22 protein-coding genes are annotated in these 18407 nt (G+C 35.6%); 10 read left to right on the plus strand and 12 right to left on the minus strand.

Annotation, left to right across the window (positions count from 1 at the left end; genetic code table 11):
* The first annotated feature begins 3 nt into the window (after window positions 1-3).
* Entirely contained in the window at window positions 4-321 is a 318-nt protein-coding gene (locus IPK91_02260; protein MBK8296114.1) for an SCP2 sterol-binding domain-containing protein, read from the plus strand.
* On the opposite strand, the gene IPK91_02265 is transcribed toward IPK91_02260, so the two are convergent.
* The 4 genes from IPK91_02265 to IPK91_02280 are packed head-to-tail and all read right to left on the minus strand — an operon-like array spanning window position 322 to window position 3223.
* Complete coding sequence (locus IPK91_02265) at window positions 322-876, minus strand: hypothetical protein (protein ID MBK8296115.1); 555 nt, start codon at window positions 874-876, stop codon at window positions 322-324.
* A 7-nt stretch (window positions 877-883) separates the two neighbouring features.
* Window positions 884-1774: a ParB/RepB/Spo0J family partition protein gene (locus IPK91_02270; protein MBK8296116.1), complete on the minus strand. Its 891-nt coding sequence runs from the start codon at window positions 1772-1774 to the stop codon at window positions 884-886.
* Window positions 1771-2541, minus strand: a complete 771-nt coding sequence (locus tag IPK91_02275; GenBank protein ID MBK8296117.1) for a ParA family protein — start codon at window positions 2539-2541, stop codon at window positions 1771-1773. The genes IPK91_02270 and IPK91_02275 overlap by 4 nt, the downstream gene beginning before the upstream one ends.
* Window position 2542: 1 nt before the next feature.
* A complete protein-coding gene (locus tag IPK91_02280) occupies window positions 2543-3223 on the minus strand; it encodes a metal-dependent hydrolase (GenBank protein MBK8296118.1) in 681 nt (226 codons plus the stop codon).
* Between the two features lie 85 nt (window positions 3224-3308).
* Here IPK91_02280 and IPK91_02285 point away from each other — a divergent pair, with 85 nt between their 5' ends.
* Both IPK91_02285 and IPK91_02290 read left to right on the plus strand, forming a co-directional pair.
* A complete protein-coding gene (locus IPK91_02285) occupies window positions 3309-3845 on the plus strand; it encodes an NAD(P)H-dependent oxidoreductase (GenBank protein ID MBK8296119.1) in 537 nt (178 codons plus the stop codon).
* Complete coding sequence (locus tag IPK91_02290) at window positions 3799-5433, plus strand: ABC transporter substrate-binding protein (GenBank protein ID MBK8296120.1); 1635 nt, start codon at window positions 3799-3801, stop codon at window positions 5431-5433. The genes IPK91_02285 and IPK91_02290 overlap by 47 nt, the downstream gene beginning before the upstream one ends.
* Before the next feature lie 40 nt (window positions 5434-5473).
* Here IPK91_02290 and IPK91_02295 read toward each other — a convergent pair whose 3' ends face one another.
* Complete coding sequence (locus tag IPK91_02295; protein MBK8296121.1) at window positions 5474-7192, minus strand: redoxin domain-containing protein; 1719 nt, start codon at window positions 7190-7192, stop codon at window positions 5474-5476.
* 48 nt (window positions 7193-7240) lie between these two features.
* Here IPK91_02295 and lipB point away from each other — a divergent pair, with 48 nt between their 5' ends.
* The 5 genes from lipB to IPK91_02320 are packed head-to-tail and all read left to right on the plus strand — an operon-like array spanning window position 7241 to window position 11429.
* Window positions 7241-7945: a lipoyl(octanoyl) transferase LipB gene (lipB, locus tag IPK91_02300; protein ID MBK8296122.1), complete on the plus strand. Its 705-nt coding sequence runs from the start codon at window positions 7241-7243 to the stop codon at window positions 7943-7945.
* Window positions 7942-8463, plus strand: a complete 522-nt coding sequence (locus IPK91_02305) for an acyl-CoA thioesterase (GenBank protein ID MBK8296123.1) — start codon at window positions 7942-7944, stop codon at window positions 8461-8463. The genes lipB and IPK91_02305 overlap by 4 nt, the downstream gene beginning before the upstream one ends.
* Window positions 8464-8472: 9 nt before the next feature.
* Window positions 8473-10077, plus strand: a complete 1605-nt coding sequence (locus tag IPK91_02310; protein ID MBK8296124.1) for a hypothetical protein — start codon at window positions 8473-8475, stop codon at window positions 10075-10077.
* A complete protein-coding gene (locus IPK91_02315; GenBank protein ID MBK8296125.1) occupies window positions 10029-11033 on the plus strand; it encodes a T9SS type A sorting domain-containing protein in 1005 nt (334 codons plus the stop codon). Before IPK91_02310 ends, IPK91_02315 begins: the two co-directional genes overlap by 49 nt.
* Window positions 11034-11039: 6 nt before the next feature.
* Window positions 11040-11429, plus strand: coding sequence for a DUF1801 domain-containing protein (locus IPK91_02320; GenBank protein MBK8296126.1), 390 nt, complete (start codon window positions 11040-11042; stop codon window positions 11427-11429).
* Window positions 11430-11442: 13 nt separating this feature from the next.
* On the opposite strand, the gene IPK91_02325 is transcribed toward IPK91_02320, so the two are convergent.
* The 6 genes from IPK91_02325 to IPK91_02350 all read right to left on the minus strand — a co-directional run bounded on the left by IPK91_02325 (window position 11443) and on the right by IPK91_02350 (window position 15100).
* Window positions 11443-12219, minus strand: coding sequence for an SDR family NAD(P)-dependent oxidoreductase (locus IPK91_02325; GenBank protein MBK8296127.1), 777 nt, complete (start codon window positions 12217-12219; stop codon window positions 11443-11445).
* A complete protein-coding gene (locus tag IPK91_02330; protein MBK8296128.1) occupies window positions 12216-13103 on the minus strand; it encodes a TlpA family protein disulfide reductase in 888 nt (295 codons plus the stop codon). Before IPK91_02330 ends, IPK91_02325 begins: the two co-directional genes overlap by 4 nt.
* Window positions 13104-13172: 69 nt before the next feature.
* Window positions 13173-13538: a hypothetical protein gene (locus tag IPK91_02335; protein ID MBK8296129.1), complete on the minus strand. Its 366-nt coding sequence runs from the start codon at window positions 13536-13538 to the stop codon at window positions 13173-13175.
* On the minus strand, window positions 13535-14074 hold the full coding sequence (locus IPK91_02340) for a hypothetical protein (GenBank protein ID MBK8296130.1): 540 nt from the start codon (window positions 14072-14074) through the stop codon (window positions 13535-13537). Before IPK91_02340 ends, IPK91_02335 begins: the two co-directional genes overlap by 4 nt.
* 122 nt (window positions 14075-14196) lie before the next feature.
* Window positions 14197-14874 carry a tRNA (5-methylaminomethyl-2-thiouridine)(34)-methyltransferase MnmD gene (gene mnmD / locus IPK91_02345; protein ID MBK8296131.1) on the minus strand — a complete coding sequence of 226 codons (678 nt, stop codon included), beginning with the start codon at window positions 14872-14874 and terminating at the stop codon, window positions 14197-14199.
* A 58-nt stretch (window positions 14875-14932) separates the two neighbouring features.
* Complete coding sequence (locus tag IPK91_02350) at window positions 14933-15100, minus strand: hypothetical protein (GenBank protein MBK8296132.1); 168 nt, start codon at window positions 15098-15100, stop codon at window positions 14933-14935.
* Between the two features lie 102 nt (window positions 15101-15202).
* Between IPK91_02350 and IPK91_02355 the strand changes: the two genes are divergently transcribed.
* Both IPK91_02355 and IPK91_02360 read left to right on the plus strand, forming a co-directional pair.
* Window positions 15203-16537 (plus strand): peptidoglycan synthetase, encoded by a 1335-nt coding sequence (locus IPK91_02355; GenBank protein MBK8296133.1) that lies wholly within the window; start codon window positions 15203-15205, stop codon window positions 16535-16537.
* A 73-nt stretch (window positions 16538-16610) separates the two neighbouring features.
* Complete coding sequence (locus IPK91_02360) at window positions 16611-17597, plus strand: pyruvate dehydrogenase complex E1 component subunit beta (protein ID MBK8296134.1); 987 nt, start codon at window positions 16611-16613, stop codon at window positions 17595-17597.
* Between the two features lies 1 nt (window position 17598).
* Here IPK91_02360 and IPK91_02365 read toward each other — a convergent pair whose 3' ends face one another.
* Entirely contained in the window at window positions 17599-18144 is a 546-nt protein-coding gene (locus IPK91_02365; GenBank protein ID MBK8296135.1) for a pseudouridine synthase, read from the minus strand.
* Window positions 18145-18407: the final 263 nt, after the last annotated feature.

An 18407-nucleotide genomic window follows, 5' to 3' on the forward strand; every position in this document is an offset into this window, starting at 1 on the left:
GCAATGGAAACTTTTGATTTTTTAATGAATTTACCTAACAAAGTAAATGCGCTTGCATTGGAAGGAATGAATACCTGTTTTCATTTTGATCTGGAAGGTGAAGGTGGAGGCCAGGTCTCCGTAATCGTTGAAAATGGTAAAATGATTAGTCAATCGGGATTAGTTGGTACTGCTTCATGTATCATCAGGGCTCAGGCTGCTGATTTAAAAAAAGTATTTAAAGGAGAATTAAATCCGATGATGGCGATCCTTACAGGAAAACTTAAAATCAGCAATCAAGCTGAAATGTTGAAATTTGCCAAATTATTAGGCTGGATGTAATTATCTAAGTGCCCAAATAATACTGACCTGACCTTGACCTTTAATAGGATCTAATTGATATTTGAAACTTAAATCTTTTGAGATATCAAATTCCTGCAGATGCCGGTCTACAAAAGCTTCAATCCCAGTTAATAAATACAGAATTCCGATACCTATATAACTTAATTGTAAATTTTTATCATAAAATTGACGGTAACTATTTATGCCGGATAAACTGAGTATGCCTTGAAATTCATCCAGAGATGCCTCCATAGAATCAACCCGCATAATATATGCATCATTAAAACGTCGATATTGTTTTGTATTAAAGGAAACGGCATAAGCTAATGCACCAAATCCTGCATAAATTATTGGTACCTTCCAGATTCGTTTATTATACACTTGGCCTGCGCCAGGTAACATAAGTGAGTACGCCAGGGCTTTTCCTGGTTTGCCTTTAAACAATACAGAAAAAACACCCGGTGATTTCTCCTGAATCTTCGGTAAACTATCTACGGGTTCCTGCGCAGAGCACACACTTCCAATGATTGTAAAAAAAATAATTAAATACTTCATCTAAAACTTATTCTTCCATCCGATCCAGCAAATCATTTAATTGACGATCGTCTTTAAATTTTATTATTATTTGGCCATCTCCGGTGGCATTCCGTTTAATTTGAACTTTATAGCCAAACTTAGCACTTAAGCGATCTTCCAAAGTTTTTATTTGGGTATTATTGTTTTTTATAGGAGCTTTTAACGGCCTTCTTGCATTCGTTTTTGTAAACGTTTGAATTGCTCGTTCTGTTTCTCTTACAGAAAGATCTTTTGATTGTATGTCTTTAAATAATTGCATTTGAACAATCAAATCATCTACACCTGCAATCACACGTGCATGCCCCATAGACAATGTTTTGTTTTTCAGTGCTGCTTGTATGTCTAGTGGAAGCTTTAAAAGCCTAACATAATTGCTTATTGTACTTCGTTTTTTACCAATACGCTCTGACAATTGCTCTTGCGTATACCCACATTCATCTGATAATCGTTGGTATGAAATTCCGATTTCAATTGGATTCAAATCTTCCCGTTGTATATTTTCAACCAAAGCCAATTCCAACATTTCATTATCATTGGCTGTTCGAATATAAACTGGCAGTTCTTTTAATCCAGCAAGTTGAGATGCCCGGAACCTCCGTTCACCACTAATAATTTGATATTCGTTTACATTAATTTTTCGAACGGTAAGGGGTTGGATCAGACCGTATGTATTTATGGAATCTGCAAGCTCTTTAATGAGATCTTCTTCAAATACATGTCGCGGCTGTTGCTTATTGACTACAATTTGCTCTATGGGAATTACATTAATAGTATTAATAGCCGTGCTAGCAGGGGTTGTTGATTTTTGACTCTGATCAGAGTTAATATTTGATAACAAAGCACGAAGGCCTTTGCCTAATTCATTTTTCTGACTCATTTTAGCTGATTTTTTCTCATGAATTCATCTGCCAAATTTAAAAAATTGTGACTTCCTTTACTGTTGGCATCATACAATACAACCGGTTTTTTAACTAAAGGTGCTTCAGAGATTTTTGAATTTCTATGAATGATCGTTTCAAAAACTGGTAGATGTATATTTTCTCGGATATTCTGAATTACCATGGTTGAAAGTCGCAAACGCTTATCATACATGCTTAATAAAACACCTTCAATTTGTAATTCCGGATTCAATGCTCCTTTTACCAATTCGATTGTGTTTTTTATTTTAGAAAGTCCTTCTAATGCAAATAACTCGCATTGGACCGGGATAATTACAGAATCTGCAGCAGTCAATGCATTGATTGTCAATAAACCTAGAGAAGGCAAGCAATCAATGAATATAAAATCATATTCATCTTTTACCTGGTCAATTACGTGTTTTAATACACGTTCTCTATTTGGCATATTAACCAATTCAATATCAGCACCAACTAGATCAATATTACTTGGCAATAAAAATAAATTAGGGGTATCTGTTTCTACGATGGCCAGGTGCGGATCCAAATCATTGATCATGCATTCATAAAGACTAAGATTGGATTGTTCAGCATCCACTCCAGTTCCAGAACTGCTGTTTGCCTGAGGATCTGCATCAACAATTAAAACTCTTTTTTCTAATATGGCAATGCAAGAAGCCAGATTAATCGTAGTTGTTGTTTTTCCTACACCTCCTTTTTGGTTTGCGATCGCTATGACTTTTCCCATGTTAAATTTGAACCGGTTGATTGATAGCGGGTAATACTAATTTTTTATTTTTAACAGCAAAAGCTTGGATTGCTTTTTCATGATCGATGGCAATTACCGGAAAAGAATCAAAGTGGCAACCTATAATTTTGTCACACTGTAAAAATTCTGCAGCTAAAACAGCATCTTCATAACCCATTGTAAAATTATCTCCGATTGGCAAGATCGCAAATTCAAGAGGAGGACACATCATTGGAATTAGTTTCATGTCAAGCGTAAGTGCCGTATCCCCTGCAAAATAAAAACAATATCCAGTATCATAAACAACAAATCCAGCAGGATTAGCCCCATAAGTACCATCTGGCAACATGCTGGAATGGATGGCGTTTACCATTTTTACAGTCCCAAAATCAAAAATTCGTTTCCCGCCGGTATTCATGTGGTATCCGCTTAAACCTTGATTTTCTAACCAAGAAACGACCTCGAAAGCTCCAATTACAGAAGCATTTGAAGAAAGACCAATTGCAATTGCATCCCCTATATGATCTCCGTGTCCATGACTCAAAAAGATATAATCAGGCCTAATCAATTGAATATCAATATCTTTAGCTAATGGATTGCCTGCGATAAAAGGATCAAACAGGAGTTTTTTCCCTTTGACTTCAATTAAAAAACAGGAATGGCCGTAATAGTGAATTTTCATTTTAGGAAGTTTCCGCAAACCTACGTCAAATTATCAGGGATTTTAAATTCATGAACTATTGTATTGCGCTCTCGTTAATCTACTTATGTCCATCTTAGTTATTTCCGGAACAAACCGAAAAGGGAGTGCCACTTTAGAGATTAGCAAAAAATTATGCGGGATTCTGACAAAAATGAATGTGGATCACCGCTTTGTAAATTTGGAAGACTTTACTGAATTATTATCAAAACAAGCTCCATATAAATCTCTTGAAAAGGACTCTGAATTGATTAATTTTCAGGATTCCATATTAATTCCTTCTGAAAAATTTATATTTGTCATTCCTGAGTACAATGGCAGTTTTCCTGGTTTTCTGAAATGGTGGATTGATACATTTAGTATTCGAAAATCAGCAGAAACCTATAAGTTTAAGAAAGTAGCATTTATAGGCGTCTCAGATGGAATTAATGGAAATGTCCGAGGAATTGATCATTTTATGGCTGTTTGCAGGTATTTAAAGATGGTGATTTATCCTGGATTCGTTTATTTCCCAAGTATAGTTAAAGTATTGGATCTTTGGGATGAAAATCCAAAAAATGCAAACAGGCTTGAAAAACTTATCGAAGAATTCAGTGCATTTTAAATTAAGCATTTTTCTGGTATTTCTCTCACTCGTTGCTTGTGAACAACAATCAAAAAAAAATGCAACGGCCGTATTTCATTATAATCAAGTTAATTATATCAACTCACTTGATCCTGCATTCGCTAAAACGCAAAACAACATTTGGGCTGTTGATCATTTGTTTAACCAACTGGTAGATCTGGATGCTTCCATGAGAATAAAACCTGAATTAGCAAAATCATGGACTATTTCTACTGATGGCCTCCATTATTTATTTACACTTAGACAAGATGTTTTTTTTATAGAAGATAGTTGTTTTAAAAACAGAATAAACAGGCGAGTAACTGCATACGATGTTGCCTTTAGTTTCAATAGATTATTGGATCCAAATTTAAGTTCTCCAGGATCATGGATATTTAAAGATAAACTGGATTCAATAGAAGGAATTAAAGCATTAAATGACAGCATCCTATCGATTCGATTAAAATCACCGTTTGCACCATTTCTTAAACTGCTCACGATGCAATATTGCAGTGTCATTCCGCCAGAAGCCCAGTCGTATTATGGGAAAAATTTATATAAAAATCCTGTTGGTACCGGCCCATTTCGATTAATTAAATGGTTGGATCGGAAAGGCTTGTTCATGGCCTCTAATCACAGTTATTTTGAACCGGATTTATTTAAATTAAATGGGATACGGATTAGTTTTATGGAAGATCGAAATACAGCCTATCTGGAATTTCTTAAAAACGAAATTGATTTTTTTTCAGGTTTACAATCTGCTTATGCATTTCAATTGGTTGATAAGACCGGTAATCTTCGTAATGATACTAAAAGCAAATTGCAATTATTAAAAGGTGATTTTTTAAATACGGAATACATAGGATTTAATTTTGACCTAATTAACAAAAATCACGCACTTTCCGACAAACGTGTACGACAAGCCTTGAATTATGCCATTGATCGCAAATCAATGATTCAATTGTTAAAATTTGGTATTGGCACACCTGCAACTAGTGGATTTATTCCAAAGGGATTGCCTTCCTATGACCCGATTAAGGTCATAGGGTTTCAATACGATCCGGAAAAAGCTAAACACTTATTAAATGAAGCAGGTTATTCCAATAAAAAGGATTTTCCTGAATTAATTATACATACCAATAAAGATTATGTAGATTTAATAACCTATGTCGCAAAGCAATGGGAAGAAATTGGAATCCCTGTGCGAATTGAACTTGCTGAAACAGCCACCTTAAGAGAAAAAATGAGACTCTCTGAATACCAGATTTTTAGAGCATCCTGGATAGCTGATTATCCTGATGAAGAATCATTTCTTACTGTGTTCTACAGTAAAAACCCAGCTCCGCCAAATTACACAAGATTTAAGAATCTTGCTTATGACAGACTTTATGAAAAAGCGATTCAGGAAACTGATGAAAATAAACGAATCATGTATTATCAGGAAATGGACAAAATCTTGATTGATGAGTCGCCTGTTATATTTTTATTCTATGACCAAACGGCTTGGTTCGTTCAAAATCATATTAAAAATTTAAATCCGAACCCAATCAATCTATTAAAATTAAATGGGGTAGAAGAGGAACAATAAACTTCTTGTTCTTTTAGTTAAAATGAAATAAAACGATCTTTTAGTATTTCAAAAATCGCTTTGTAACCATCGTGCCATTTTGTAGTTGTATCGAAATAAAATAAATACCTGCCTGAGCTAAGGGTAATGAAATTATTTTTTGTTTTACAGGCACATTTAAAGATTCTGACTTTAAACAGTTACCATTTAAATTTAGTAATGTATATCCAATAATATGTTCGTTTGAACTGATTGTAAGTTCGCTTAATTGATTGTAAAATAATTCCACATTCGTACCAGTTAAAGCCGTGTGAACATAGCTTACTGTTACTAGATCCGTAAATTCACCAAAGTCATTAAAAATAAATTCATACCTAAAGCCGCCAACATGGCTGGGTTTCAAGCGATCGACATTTTTTGTTATAATTGAAAACCAAGGTTCAAATGCTGGCATGAGTGTAGAACGTGTTTGCGAATTCCATAAAAAGCGAATGGCTCCGGGACCAATTTTCGTGTTAGATTTAAATTGCTCCGGTTTTAACAAGTAGGAAGGAAGACAATTAATTAGATTGCCGTCTTTACCAGAAACTTCAAACTGAAAACTGGTTAGATTATAGTCCTTTTCTGCAAAAAAACGATGTTCATAGGTTCCATCGGCCAGTCTGTTAGATTCTACTAAAAAATCCACTTGAAGACTTGCTCGGATTTCCAGATTTTCATTTTGAAATAAATTGGCTCCTGAAACATCTCCATATTTACCAATTCCAAATTCATTGATCGCTGCTCCACTCACTAAATCATCCATTAAAACCCGATCCGTAATCGGACCCGATTTCGCTTTAGGATTATGAACGATTGTAAAGGTCTTATTTAGTTTTGAAAACCCTGAAGTAACACCAAGAATTAGTTTTCTGATTTCTGAAACATCTGCAGCGGTAATGGTACTGGATCCATTAACGTCTGCAACCGCACGTTGCAGATTATTTAATTGTTGCAATCCGAGAATGTGCCTTTGAATATGGACGATATCCGCAGTGGTTACACCATTGATTGGATCGTCCGACTGATTCATTTGAGGAATTACATAAAACCCATCTGTAATTGAGGGTAAAGCAAATTCACAATTGTATATCCCCGTTTTTACTTCATGGGCCGGATTTCCATTTAAAAGATCCACTAAATAATAGGTCTCTGGCTGAATTGTGGTTACAGTTTTTACAGAAAAAGCCTTGGAACACCCGCCTCCACCTCCGGAATGGCTCACTCGAAGCCCTCTGGCAATTGCAGTATCCAAAGGACTTTGGTCCCCAATAGAAACATTTACATTGTAATTAACTTCACCATCCGGTGAAATCACCACAAATGTTGGTGTTGCATAAAATGGTCCAAAAGTTCCAGAAGTATAGGGTTCTCTGGCAGCTTGGGAGCCTCCATCGGTACCAATTCCTGGAAATGTGAGCCCTTTGCCATTTTGATAGCCTTTAATCAGGGCGTTATTGTCACCTTTCATGGTGCTGATTTCAAAAAACTGAACTCTTCCATTCCCGGCACCCCATCTTACATAGGCAGATTGCACATACGGAGCAATTGCAGAGCAAGGAGGACAACCTACAAAGAAGAACTTTATTACAACAACTTTGTCCTTATTAAGATAATCTTCATATAATTTATGAACCTTATTGTTTTGATCGGTAACTACGAAATCAGGTGCTTTTTTTGCAGCTGCAAACAATGGAATTAAAACGAGAATTATAGCTTTAAACAGTAAATTCGCTCTCATAATAATAAATTTATTCAAAAATACTACCACTTGCCTGATAATCAAAATATTTTAACAAATTTAAGCCACTCAATAAGAGTAATTGATTTAGGTCTTTCTGATTATGATTACACCTGGAAATATCAAACTGAACTTCATGAAAAACTAATATTTATTAAACGAAATCAGCCTGAGAACTTCCCGGGCCATAGTTTAGTGTTTTGCGAACATCCACATGTATTTACTCTAGGTAAATCTGGAGATGAATCCAATTTATTGCAAGCAGAACATGAAATGGACGCAATTCAGGCTAAATTTTATAGAATCAACAGAGGGGGAGATATCACCTACCACGGCCCAGGGCAATTAGTAGCCTATCCAATCCTAGATTTAGACTATTTATTTACGGATGTCCATAAATTTGTCAGATTACTTGAACAAACGGTCATGGATGTTCTTTCTGAATTTGGTGTAAAATCCTGCCGCATTGAAGGACTAACGGGTGTTTGGATAGTAGAACCTGACAAAAAGCCCCGTAAAATTTGCGCAATAGGCGTTCATCTAAGCCGGTGGGTTAGTTTGCATGGACTTGCTTTTAATATCAATACAGACTTAAATTATTTTAATTACATAATACCTTGTGGCATTGATCCACAACAAAAAGAAGTTACTTCTTTATCACGTGAATTAGGACGCATTGTCCCACTTGAAGAAGTAAAAGTCATATTTATCCATTACTTTGTCAAGCATTTTAATCTTAATATTATTTCATGATAGAACAAACTAAAACAGTAAAAGAATCTCTTACAGAAATGAACGAATTGGTTTTACCCAACGATACCAATGTGCTGGGTAATTTGATGGGGGGAAATTTAATGAGATGGATGGATATAGCATCCGCTATTTGTGCAGCAAAACACTGTGAAGCCCATGTTGTTACCGTTTCAGTAGATCATTTGACCTTTCAGGAACCTATAAAATTAGGGGATGTTGTGAATATAAAAGCAAGCGTCACCCGGGCATTTAATACATCGGTTGAAGTTTTTCTTGAGGTGTTTACAAGAGGTGTTTTGCAAAATCATGCCCATAAATCCAATCAGGCTTTTTTTACCTTTGTCGCATTGGATGAACGGACCATGAAACCAAAATCTATTCCAACAGTTATTCCAGAAACTGAATTCGAAAAAAAATTATATGAGGAAGCTGGCATACGCAGGGAATTTAGATTGGTCGTAAGTAGTCGACTTAAACCTTCTGAAGCAACTCAATCTAAAGATTTTTTAAATCAGTAAATACTACAAATGCGCCTTTATATAATTATTATTTTAGGGTTTGTATTTTTATTTAATTCCTGTATTAAAAAGACAACAAATGAAATTAATACGCAACTTGTTGAAACCATTCCACCAGATGATCTTTACTTTCTAGATAAAGTTGGTGAATCCACTCCAGCGTTTTTAGCTGCAAGGGAACAAGAAATTGAATTTCTTAAAAATTCAATTCATCTTAACAGGTCTGCACCAATTCTAATTCCCGGAAATTGGACCACGCAAGGTCCTGGCAATTTAGGAGGTCGAATCAACACGATTGCAATTAATCCACAAAATGAAAATATTATTTTTGTAGGCTTTTCTCACGGCGGTGCTTACAGATCTATCGATGGTGGAAAAAATTGGACTCCAATTTTTGATCAAGAAACAAACTTATATATTGGCAGTATAGAAATAGATCCTGTAAATCCAAGCAACATATATATTGGAACAGGGGATCCGAATGGGGGATTTTATTGCGGACAAGGAAATGGAATTTATAAAAGCATTGATAATGGTAAAACCTGGACACATCTTGGTTTGAGCGAAACTAGAATTATATCAAAAGTTATTGTTGACTATAAAAATCCTCAAACGATTTTTGCTGCATCACTAGGATACAGCTATCAAAAAAATGAACATCGAGGTATTTATAAATCTTCAGACGGTGGTCAAAATTGGAATAAAGTACTTTATACAAATGATTCTAGCGGCATCACTGATTTGGTGATGCATCCCAAAGATCCTCAAACCTTGTTTGCTGTTAGTTGGAATAAATTGGGTTTAAATAATAGAGGCGTTGTTTCTGGACCAGATGGTCAAATTTTCAAATCTATTAATGGTGGCCAATCATGGAAAAAACTAACTTCCGGTTTACCCTCCGATAGTTTAAATGGTCGAATCGCTCTTGCAATTTCGAAAAGCAACCCATCCATAGTATATGCTCGCTACATTAGAACTTACCGATGTGATAACTCTGTCAGCAATAATCTTTATGCTATATATAAATCAACAGATACGGGTGAAAATTGGACTGAACTCCCATCATTAGCGCCATCTTCAGGACTTGAGTGCGGGGACACAGGAGGTTTTGGATGGTATTTTCAAAACATTGCTATAGCACCTGATGATCCAAATGAACTTTATATTATGGCCATTGAATTATTTTATTCTGACGATGGTGGAATTAATTGGATTATTCCCACACCAAGAAATGGTCCCGTTGATGTACATGCTGACAAACATGCTATGGCTTTTTATAAAAATGGAGATTATTTATTGGGAACGGATGGTGGTTTGTATAAATACATTAAATCAACAAATACCTGGATAGATCTAGAGGATATACCTACAAATCAAATCTATAGAGTTGGCTATAATTTACATGAGCAAGACTTATATTATGGCGGATTGCAAGACAATGGCACCACATCAGGAAATAAATTTATTCTAAGCAATTGGGACAGGATTTATGGGGAGATGGATTTCAAATGGCATTTAACCAAAAAGATCCAACTATATTTTATGCTGAATATCAAAATGGTGCGTTGCAACAATATTATCATGGTAATTGGAGAGGTTTTACAAGAGGCTTAGGCGGCAATAAAAATTGGGATTTTCCATACATGATGAGTCGATTTAATTCACAAAAACTCATTGCCGGTTCAAGTCAAATTTATGTAAACCCTATAGATACCATTGCTGCATGGACAGCAATCAGTCCAAATTTAGTATCAGTTGCACGGTATCCATCGAGATCCAATCCCAGTATTACCACCTTAGACCAATCACCCATTGATAGCAATGTAATAATTGCAGGCACTGTCAACGGCAACGTATGGATGACAAAACAATTTGACATGGGATGGACGAATGTATCAAACAATTTACCTGCTGCTTATATTACTTCTGTAAAATCATCCTATCTAAATACAAATACATTTTATACAAGTTTGAGTGGACACCGGGGTAATAATTTCAATGCATATGTTTATAAATCTACAAACAGTGGTTTGAGTTGGAGTAGCATTCAAGGTGATTTACCAAATTTGCCTGTATATGATCTTCTGGTCTATCCTGGCAAAAAGGATTCAATTCTTTTTGTTGGGAATCACATTGGAGTCTATGCAAGTGTGGATGCTGGTAATTCCTGGTTGCGGGTAGGGGACAACATGCCTTATATTGAAGTCTTTGATTTAGAAATTAACGAGTCGGAGAACACTTTAATAGCTGGTACATTTGGTAAATCAATCATGAGTTTTCCATTAGAAACTATTTTAAAGACCCTTGTAAAAACGCAGGATAATATACCTGCTTTATCTATTTCAATAAAGCCAAATCCCGCTAGCAATAAAATAACAATTTCAAATACCAACTTACTCACCGCTTTACAAATTCAGATTTGCAACCAATTGGGGCAATCCGTTTGGGTTGGTATAAAATCTGATCTTGGTGATTTGACAATTGATATTTCTTCATTTAATAAAGGGATTTACTTTATCAGTTACCGTGGCAATAAACAGGTGGGCAGTTCAAGTTTTGTCAAAATTTAAATCCCAATGAAGTTTCAGGATTTCAAATTTCACACTGTAGATGAAATGATTGAAACCTTGCCCGTTGAACAAAAGGAAATAACGCAATTAATTCGTTCTATTTTTCTGGATTCAGGTTTTGGCTTAAATGAAAAGCTATCGTATAATGTTCCATTTTATTCTCACCGAAAATCAATTGGTTTTATTTGGCCGGGAGCTATTCCATGGGGTAAAAAACAAAAGGAAGGTGTTGAGCTAGGATTTTCAAAAGCCTATCTATTTCCACCAAATAATTATATCCAACTTTCAAACAGAAAACAAGTTGGAATTCGAACGATTTATAAAATTGAAGACATTGATCAAATCATGATTAGGCAATTGCTAGAATATGCATTTGAAATCGATGGTTTGTTATAGTGTATCTAAGTTTCTAAACATCAAATGTTCTGCCACTGCGATTTATTAATGTAGAAGAAGCTTGTTGAGTTCCCATCATAAGGACATCCTGAATATTGACATGTGCCGGTCTGCTTGCTATAAAATAAATTGCTTCTGCAACATCTACAGCCTTTAACGGATTGAAATCATTGTAAATCTTGGATTGTTCAGTATCGCCATCAAAACGGTTTAAAGCAAACTCAGTATCTTCAACATGTCCAGGTGCAACTTGACTCACACGAATGCCAAAAGAAACTAAATCTTGCCTGATGGCTTTTGTCAATGCATCAACAGCAAATTTACTTGCACAATAAACATTGCCTTTGGGATAGACTTCTTTCCCAGCAGTTGAGCAAATATTTATTATATGTCCTGATTTGCGATTCACCATTTCACCGGTTACCAATTTAGTAATATACAACAAACCTTTAATATTTGTATCCAGCATGGTCTCCCAATCCTCAAGCTTTCCTTCATGTATGTAATCTAAACCTTTGGCTAACCCTGCATTATTAATCAACACATCTACTGGATCCATTTCTTTAGGCAAGGAGTTTAATGCTTGTTCGCATTCAGTAAACGACCTGATATCAAATGAAAGTAAATGGATTTCTAAAGCATTGTCAGTTAATAAGGCTGTCTTTAAAGCTTTGAGACGTTCAATTCTACGTCCACAAAGTATGAGATTTTGAACGCCAGCTTTCGCAAATACCTGCGCACAAGCTTTACCTATACCAGAACTGGCTCCTGTAATTAATACGGTCTTCATTTTTGATTAAGTAAAAATTCGATGGTTTCATGAAATTCCTTTTTATAATTTTCAAATTGAGATGTGGCTGGGCCATCAAACCCCGTATGAATCTTATAAATAAAATTCCGTTTGTCGATAAATAAGGTTGTTGGAAACGCAAAAATCCCATTCAAATTACCCAATACATTGGCAGCGGTATCTCTATTTGCAATTCCACCATAGGCAATAGGATATTTTAGTTTCAAACTTTTTCTGTAAGAAGCGATCCGATTCATAACTTTCTGCGGATCTCCTTTTCTCTCAAAAGCCAATCCTACAATTACCAATTTTTCATTTGGAAAGTCGCTTATGTATTTATTTATAAATTCAGATTCGTCTCTGCAATTTGGACACCAGGATCCTAATATCTGAACTACTTTTACTTTATCTTTGAACGCTTCATCTTCAAAATTTACCCATTGTGAATCTGGAGTCATAAATTTAAATTTAAACTCTGTTTCAGGTGTTTTTGTAAAACTGATTGAATCGGCACTTCGTAACCTGGGTGATGTCGTTTTGTGCGCGACCCAATTTGCATAATAATGTTTTCCTGAATAGAATTTACCTATTAAGCTATCACCTCCAAATGTTGCATTAAATAAAAAAGCATGTGACCCATCAAAACAAGATAACAGCAATTTTGTAGAATCCATTTCACCTTGTAAAAATCGAAAATCACCGGTTTCGGTTCTAAAAGTTCCCTTAACCTTAGTTCCAAGCTGCTCAAATTCTCCAATTGCTGCAAATGAATCGCCCGTTGTATCAGTAAACATGACTTGGTAAGTTCCACTTAGATTAATTGAAACGGGCTTTGGAAGTTTTTTAAAACGGTGCACTTGACCATAATGTGCTTCAAAGGGCATAAAATAATTAGGCTTGTCAAGTACAACAAAATATCCACGTAATTTATCTTCTTGAAAAACCCCTTTTAGTCATGCATCATATGGAGCCAGATTGATACGAAATGTATCATCTCCAGTTTTGGGATCTCTGCCAATTTCAATTTGATTAAATATTATTTTCTCATCTGCATTCATTACAATCATTTGCAATTGATGCAATGAATCCTCCTTGATTTCAAAATTAAATGGAATAAATAAAGACTTTTCTTCATACGCTACATCTCTGGAAATAACTTCCTTCCTTCCTTCTGTTACAATTACATTGCTGTATTCATTTATATAAATTAAACCCCTCCAATTCCCTGGTGGCAAGCTTGTATGTTGATTTGGAATTGCAATACAAGAAGAAATTAAAATGCATATGCCCAAGCAGTAAACGCAATTTAAAGAATTCATTCTTTGTCTCCTTTTTCACCTACAAACTGATGTTCTTTGTGTCTGAATAAAACATTAAAGGTTGTAAGGCTTCCGTAGATTCTGGTAATATATTGTTGAAGATTAACTTTTTCTTCATCGGTGAGCAAACTGCTATTAATTCGTTGTTCCATAACCCTTAAGCGGTCTCTGAGCATAACGATTTTATGAAAAAACTGATCAATAGGAATTTCTTTCTCTTTTAATCCAACTTCTCCCGGTTTTAATATCATTAAACCCCCTTTCCATTTATCTCCAAGCGGTGTGATTTCAGAAACATCTGACCAAGCGCGAAGGATTCTGGATAATGATTTTTCTGCTTCAGTAAAAGTAATTGCTTCAGTCGGCTCTATGCGATCAATAATTTCCCATTGATTATAATCTTTTCCAACTAATTTAATTCCAAATTGCATAAAACAAACCTGGTAAGCTGCAACATCAATGGTTATTACAACGCCATCTCCAAATGCCGGATGCTTAACACGAGAACCAACACCTAAAATCGAATCTAAACTCATAAGGTATATTTTGTACAAAACTATTAATAACAAAGCGAATTTCATAAAATTCGTTTTGCATCGCATGATAGAATCGTTTGCCTCACGATGTGTTCAAAATAAATATAAAAAAATACGAACTATTACAATTTAATCGCCCGGCTTATTTCCCGCTTTCCTGGAGGCCCGGGAAGTGATTCAAGCTTAAATCCAATTTGCTTTAGCAATCGTTTAACTGAGCCTTTTGCGCAGTAGGTACAAAATATACCACCTTGTTTCATCATGCTATAAACCTTTTGCAGTGAATGGAAATCCCATAATTCTGGCTGTACTTCAGGGCCAAAAGCATCGAAAAACACTAAATCGTATTCAATAGGTTCATTAGGAACATAAGCAGTCCAATCTGATTTAATTTTATTTAAACGAAAGCCTTGACTTAATTGTATGGGTTTGTTCCATTCATGTTGATGAATCAAAAAAAAGAAATCTGAAAACGGAAGGAGCAATGGATGTTTTGGATAATCCAATAGGGAAACCAAGTCATTTTCCAAAATGTGGGAATCAATTGCAGTATACTCTATAGAAATGTCATGTTTGAGGCCATAAATAAAACTTAAGAAAGTATTTAATCCGGTGCCAAAACCGAACTCAAATATTCGAACCGGTTCCAAAGAATTTTGAAACTGGCTTAATCCTGAATTAATATAAACGTGATTGCTTTCGGTAAGTGCCCCATGAACAGAATGGAAACTGGCATTCCAGAAGGAGTCTAAAACAGATGAACTGCCATCGTTTGTTTGAATTACACTTCGTTCTCCCATTTTAATAAAAAAACCAGCCTTAAACTAAGACTGGTTCTTGTATTTTTCTACCTACTACTTAGAAAAATGCAACAACAAACTCTACTACGCCGGCCAATAGATTGATACCGGTTTTTAAAACGGAAAAGTCATATGGGCATCCATAACCTCTATTACATGAAGTCAGGGAGAGCATAGCTAATCCGGCTAAGCACAGAATGATGTTTGATTTTTTTTGAATTTTCATGTTAACCAGTTTAGAAATGATGGAATACTTCCAAAACGGATAGCAAAGATAGAATATTTTACAAAATTAAATTATGTTTACATCATATTATAATTTTCTTTAATGTCAAGAATCCATTTAATTGCCATAGGAGGCAGTGTTATGCATAACCTAGCATTGGCATTGCACGATTTGGGACATCAGGTTTCTGGAAGCGATGATCAAATCTACGAACCTGCCCGTTCAAGATTAAGCGATGCAGGAATATTACCCGCTGAGGAGGGTTGGCACGCGTCCAGAATTACACCTGAAATCGATCTTGTAATCCTCGGAATGCATGCCAAAGCTGAAAATCCTGAATTAATCAAAAGCTTACAATTAGGGATCCCGGTCCAATCGTTCCCCCAATATGTCGGCGGATTGTTTAAAGATAAAAAGCAACTTATCATATCTGGAAGTCATGGCAAAACCACTACTACGTCGATGCTCATGCATGTGTTTAAACAATTAAGCATTCCCTTTGATTATTTGGTGGGTGCACAACTGGAAGGATTTCAAAAGATGGTCTCCATTTCCGATGCACCTTTTGCAATTGTAGAGGGGGACGAATATTTAAGTTCCTGTTTGGACAAAAGGTCTAAATTTGATCATTTTGATCCTTATATACAGGTAATTACAGGGATTTCATGGGATCATTTTAATGTATTTCCAACACTAGATTCCTATTTAAATACTTTTACAAATCGGATTCAAACCTTAAATGAACATGCACATTTAGTGTATTGCAAATCGGATCCTGTTTTAAATCAAATAGCTACTGATTCATCGTTAATTGCCACAAATCATCCTTATCAGGCTTGTGATTTTAAACAAATTGGAACCCAGGTGTCAATTTCAATTTCTGGAAATTGGTACCCTTTATTAATTTTTGGCAATCACAATCTGGAGAATATTCAGGCGGTTTTAACCTGTTGTCAAATTCTTAAATTGGATATGGATCAGGTCGGTCATGCGTTACAAAGTTTCAAAGGAGCTTCCAAACGCATGGAATTACTGAGCAACATCAATGGTCAGCTCCGATACCGCGATTTTGCACATGCACCTTCAAAAGTTAAAGCAGCGTCCAATGCACTCAGACGCCATTTTAATACCCAAAAAATTCTAGCCATTGTTGAATTGCATACGTATAGCAGTCTATCAAAAGATTTTCTACCTCAATATGATCAAGCATTAAATGAAATGGATCAAGCCATAATCTATTTTGACCATAAAGCATTGGAAATTAAGAACAAAGAAGCCTTAGATCCTGAATTTATCAAACAGGCTTTTGGTAATGATTCTATTCTGGTATGTACTACCAATTCCAGCCTGGAACAGACGATACATGCTATCCAATCCAAATTTGACGTGATTGTCTTTATGGGTAGCGGAAATTTTGGTGGAATCGAATTGGTTTAAATCTATATCTGGGATGTGCTAGCTCCTCTGGCAATCTTAATTTATTGCTATTTTTGCAAACATTTTATAATTTATGAGTAGGTTGATCACATTGCGAGATGCTTTAAGAGAGGCTATGAGCGAAGAAATGAGGAGAGATCCCAATGTATTTTTAATGGGGGAGGAAGTAGCTCAATATAATGGGGCTTATAAAGTAAGCAAAGGAATGTTGGATGAGTTTGGTCCCAAACGTGTGATTGATACCCCCATTGCTGAATTGGGATTTGCTGGTATCGGAGTGGGTGCAGCCATGAATGGTTTGCGACCTATTATTGAATTTATGACTTGGAATTTTGCTGTGCTTGCCTTTGATCAGATTGTAAATAATGCGGCCAAGACCTTATCTCAATCTTCCGGAGAATTTGGTTGCCCTATTGTTTTTAGAGGTCCGAGTGGTGCAGCAGGCCAATTAGCTCAACAGCACAGCCAAACTTTTGAAAGTTGGTTGGGAAATTGTCCTGGTTTAAAGGTGATTTCGACTATCGATCCATATGATTCCAAAGGTTTGATGAAAGCTGCCATTCGGGATGATAATCCCATTTGTTTTATGGAATCGGAATCCTATTATGGACTACAAGGAGAGGTTCCGGAAGAAGAATACCTAATTGAAATAGGAAAGGCTGCAATCCGAAAAGCTGGAACAGATATTACCATTGTTTCTTTTAATAAAATGATGGAGGTGATCAAACAAGCAGCCGTAGAATTAGAAAAGGAAGGAATATCTGCTGAAATTATTGATTTGAGAACCATCAGACCAATGGATTATGATACCGTAATTCAATCGGTCAAGAAAACAAATCGATTAATTGTGGTAGATGAAAGCTGGCCGTTTGCAGGAATTTCTGCCGAATTAGCCTATGTGGTTCAAAAACGAGCTTTTGATTATCTTGACGCTCCCGTCGCAAGAATCAATTCTGCCGATACCTCTCTGGGTTATGCACCCACCATGGTAACTGAATATTTACCAAATGCTGACCGGGTCGTAAAATGTGCTAAAGAACTTTTGTACATCGTAAAATAATCTATTTAAGGCTAGCGATCAGTTCACTTTTAAGGATCTCTTTAGAAGTACCTGGCTTTAAATCAAGCAGTTGTATTTTTGCTATTGAAATCCGGATCAGCCTCAAAACAGGATATCCGATTGCTGCAAGCATGCGCCTTACTTGACGATTTTTACCTTCATCAATACTGATTTCAATCCAACTATCCGGAACTGTTTTTCTGAATCGGATAGGTGGATCTCTTGGTGGAACAACTGGATCAGGTTCTAACATCCTGATAGTAAGAGCTTTAACTAAATAAAGACTCCCATCTATTCTAATTTTTACTCCTGATTGTAATTTTTGAAGTTTCAGTTTATCTGGTTTGCCTTCAATCTGAACCCAATAGGTTTTTGGAAGCTTATTGCTCGGATGCAAGATTTTTGAATTGACCGATGGGTCATTTGTTAATAACAAGAGGCCTTCACTATCCTTATCCAATCGGCCAACAGGGTAGACGTCAACTGGTACATTTAAGTAGTCCTTGAGGCTTTTTTGGTCATGTTGTTCTTTAGAAAATTGAGACATGACCCCAAAAGGCTTATTAAAAAGGTAGTATTTGTAGGATTTCAATAGGTCCGATCTAATTTTGAATTAATTGCAAATATGCATAACATATTAAAAAATAGTATTTATTATTTCGAATTGCATTCTAATTAATTACATATTTTCCACATTTTTAATGCGTTTTCAACATAAGAAGCAATTATTAACATTTTGTAAAATTCACTATTCCACAATCTTATTAAAGTTTTCCACAATATGTTGATAAATTTCAAAGGACATCGACT

Source organism: Saprospiraceae bacterium (assembly GCA_016712145.1).
In the GTDB taxonomy this organism is placed as follows: domain Bacteria; phylum Bacteroidota; class Bacteroidia; order Chitinophagales; family Saprospiraceae; genus Vicinibacter.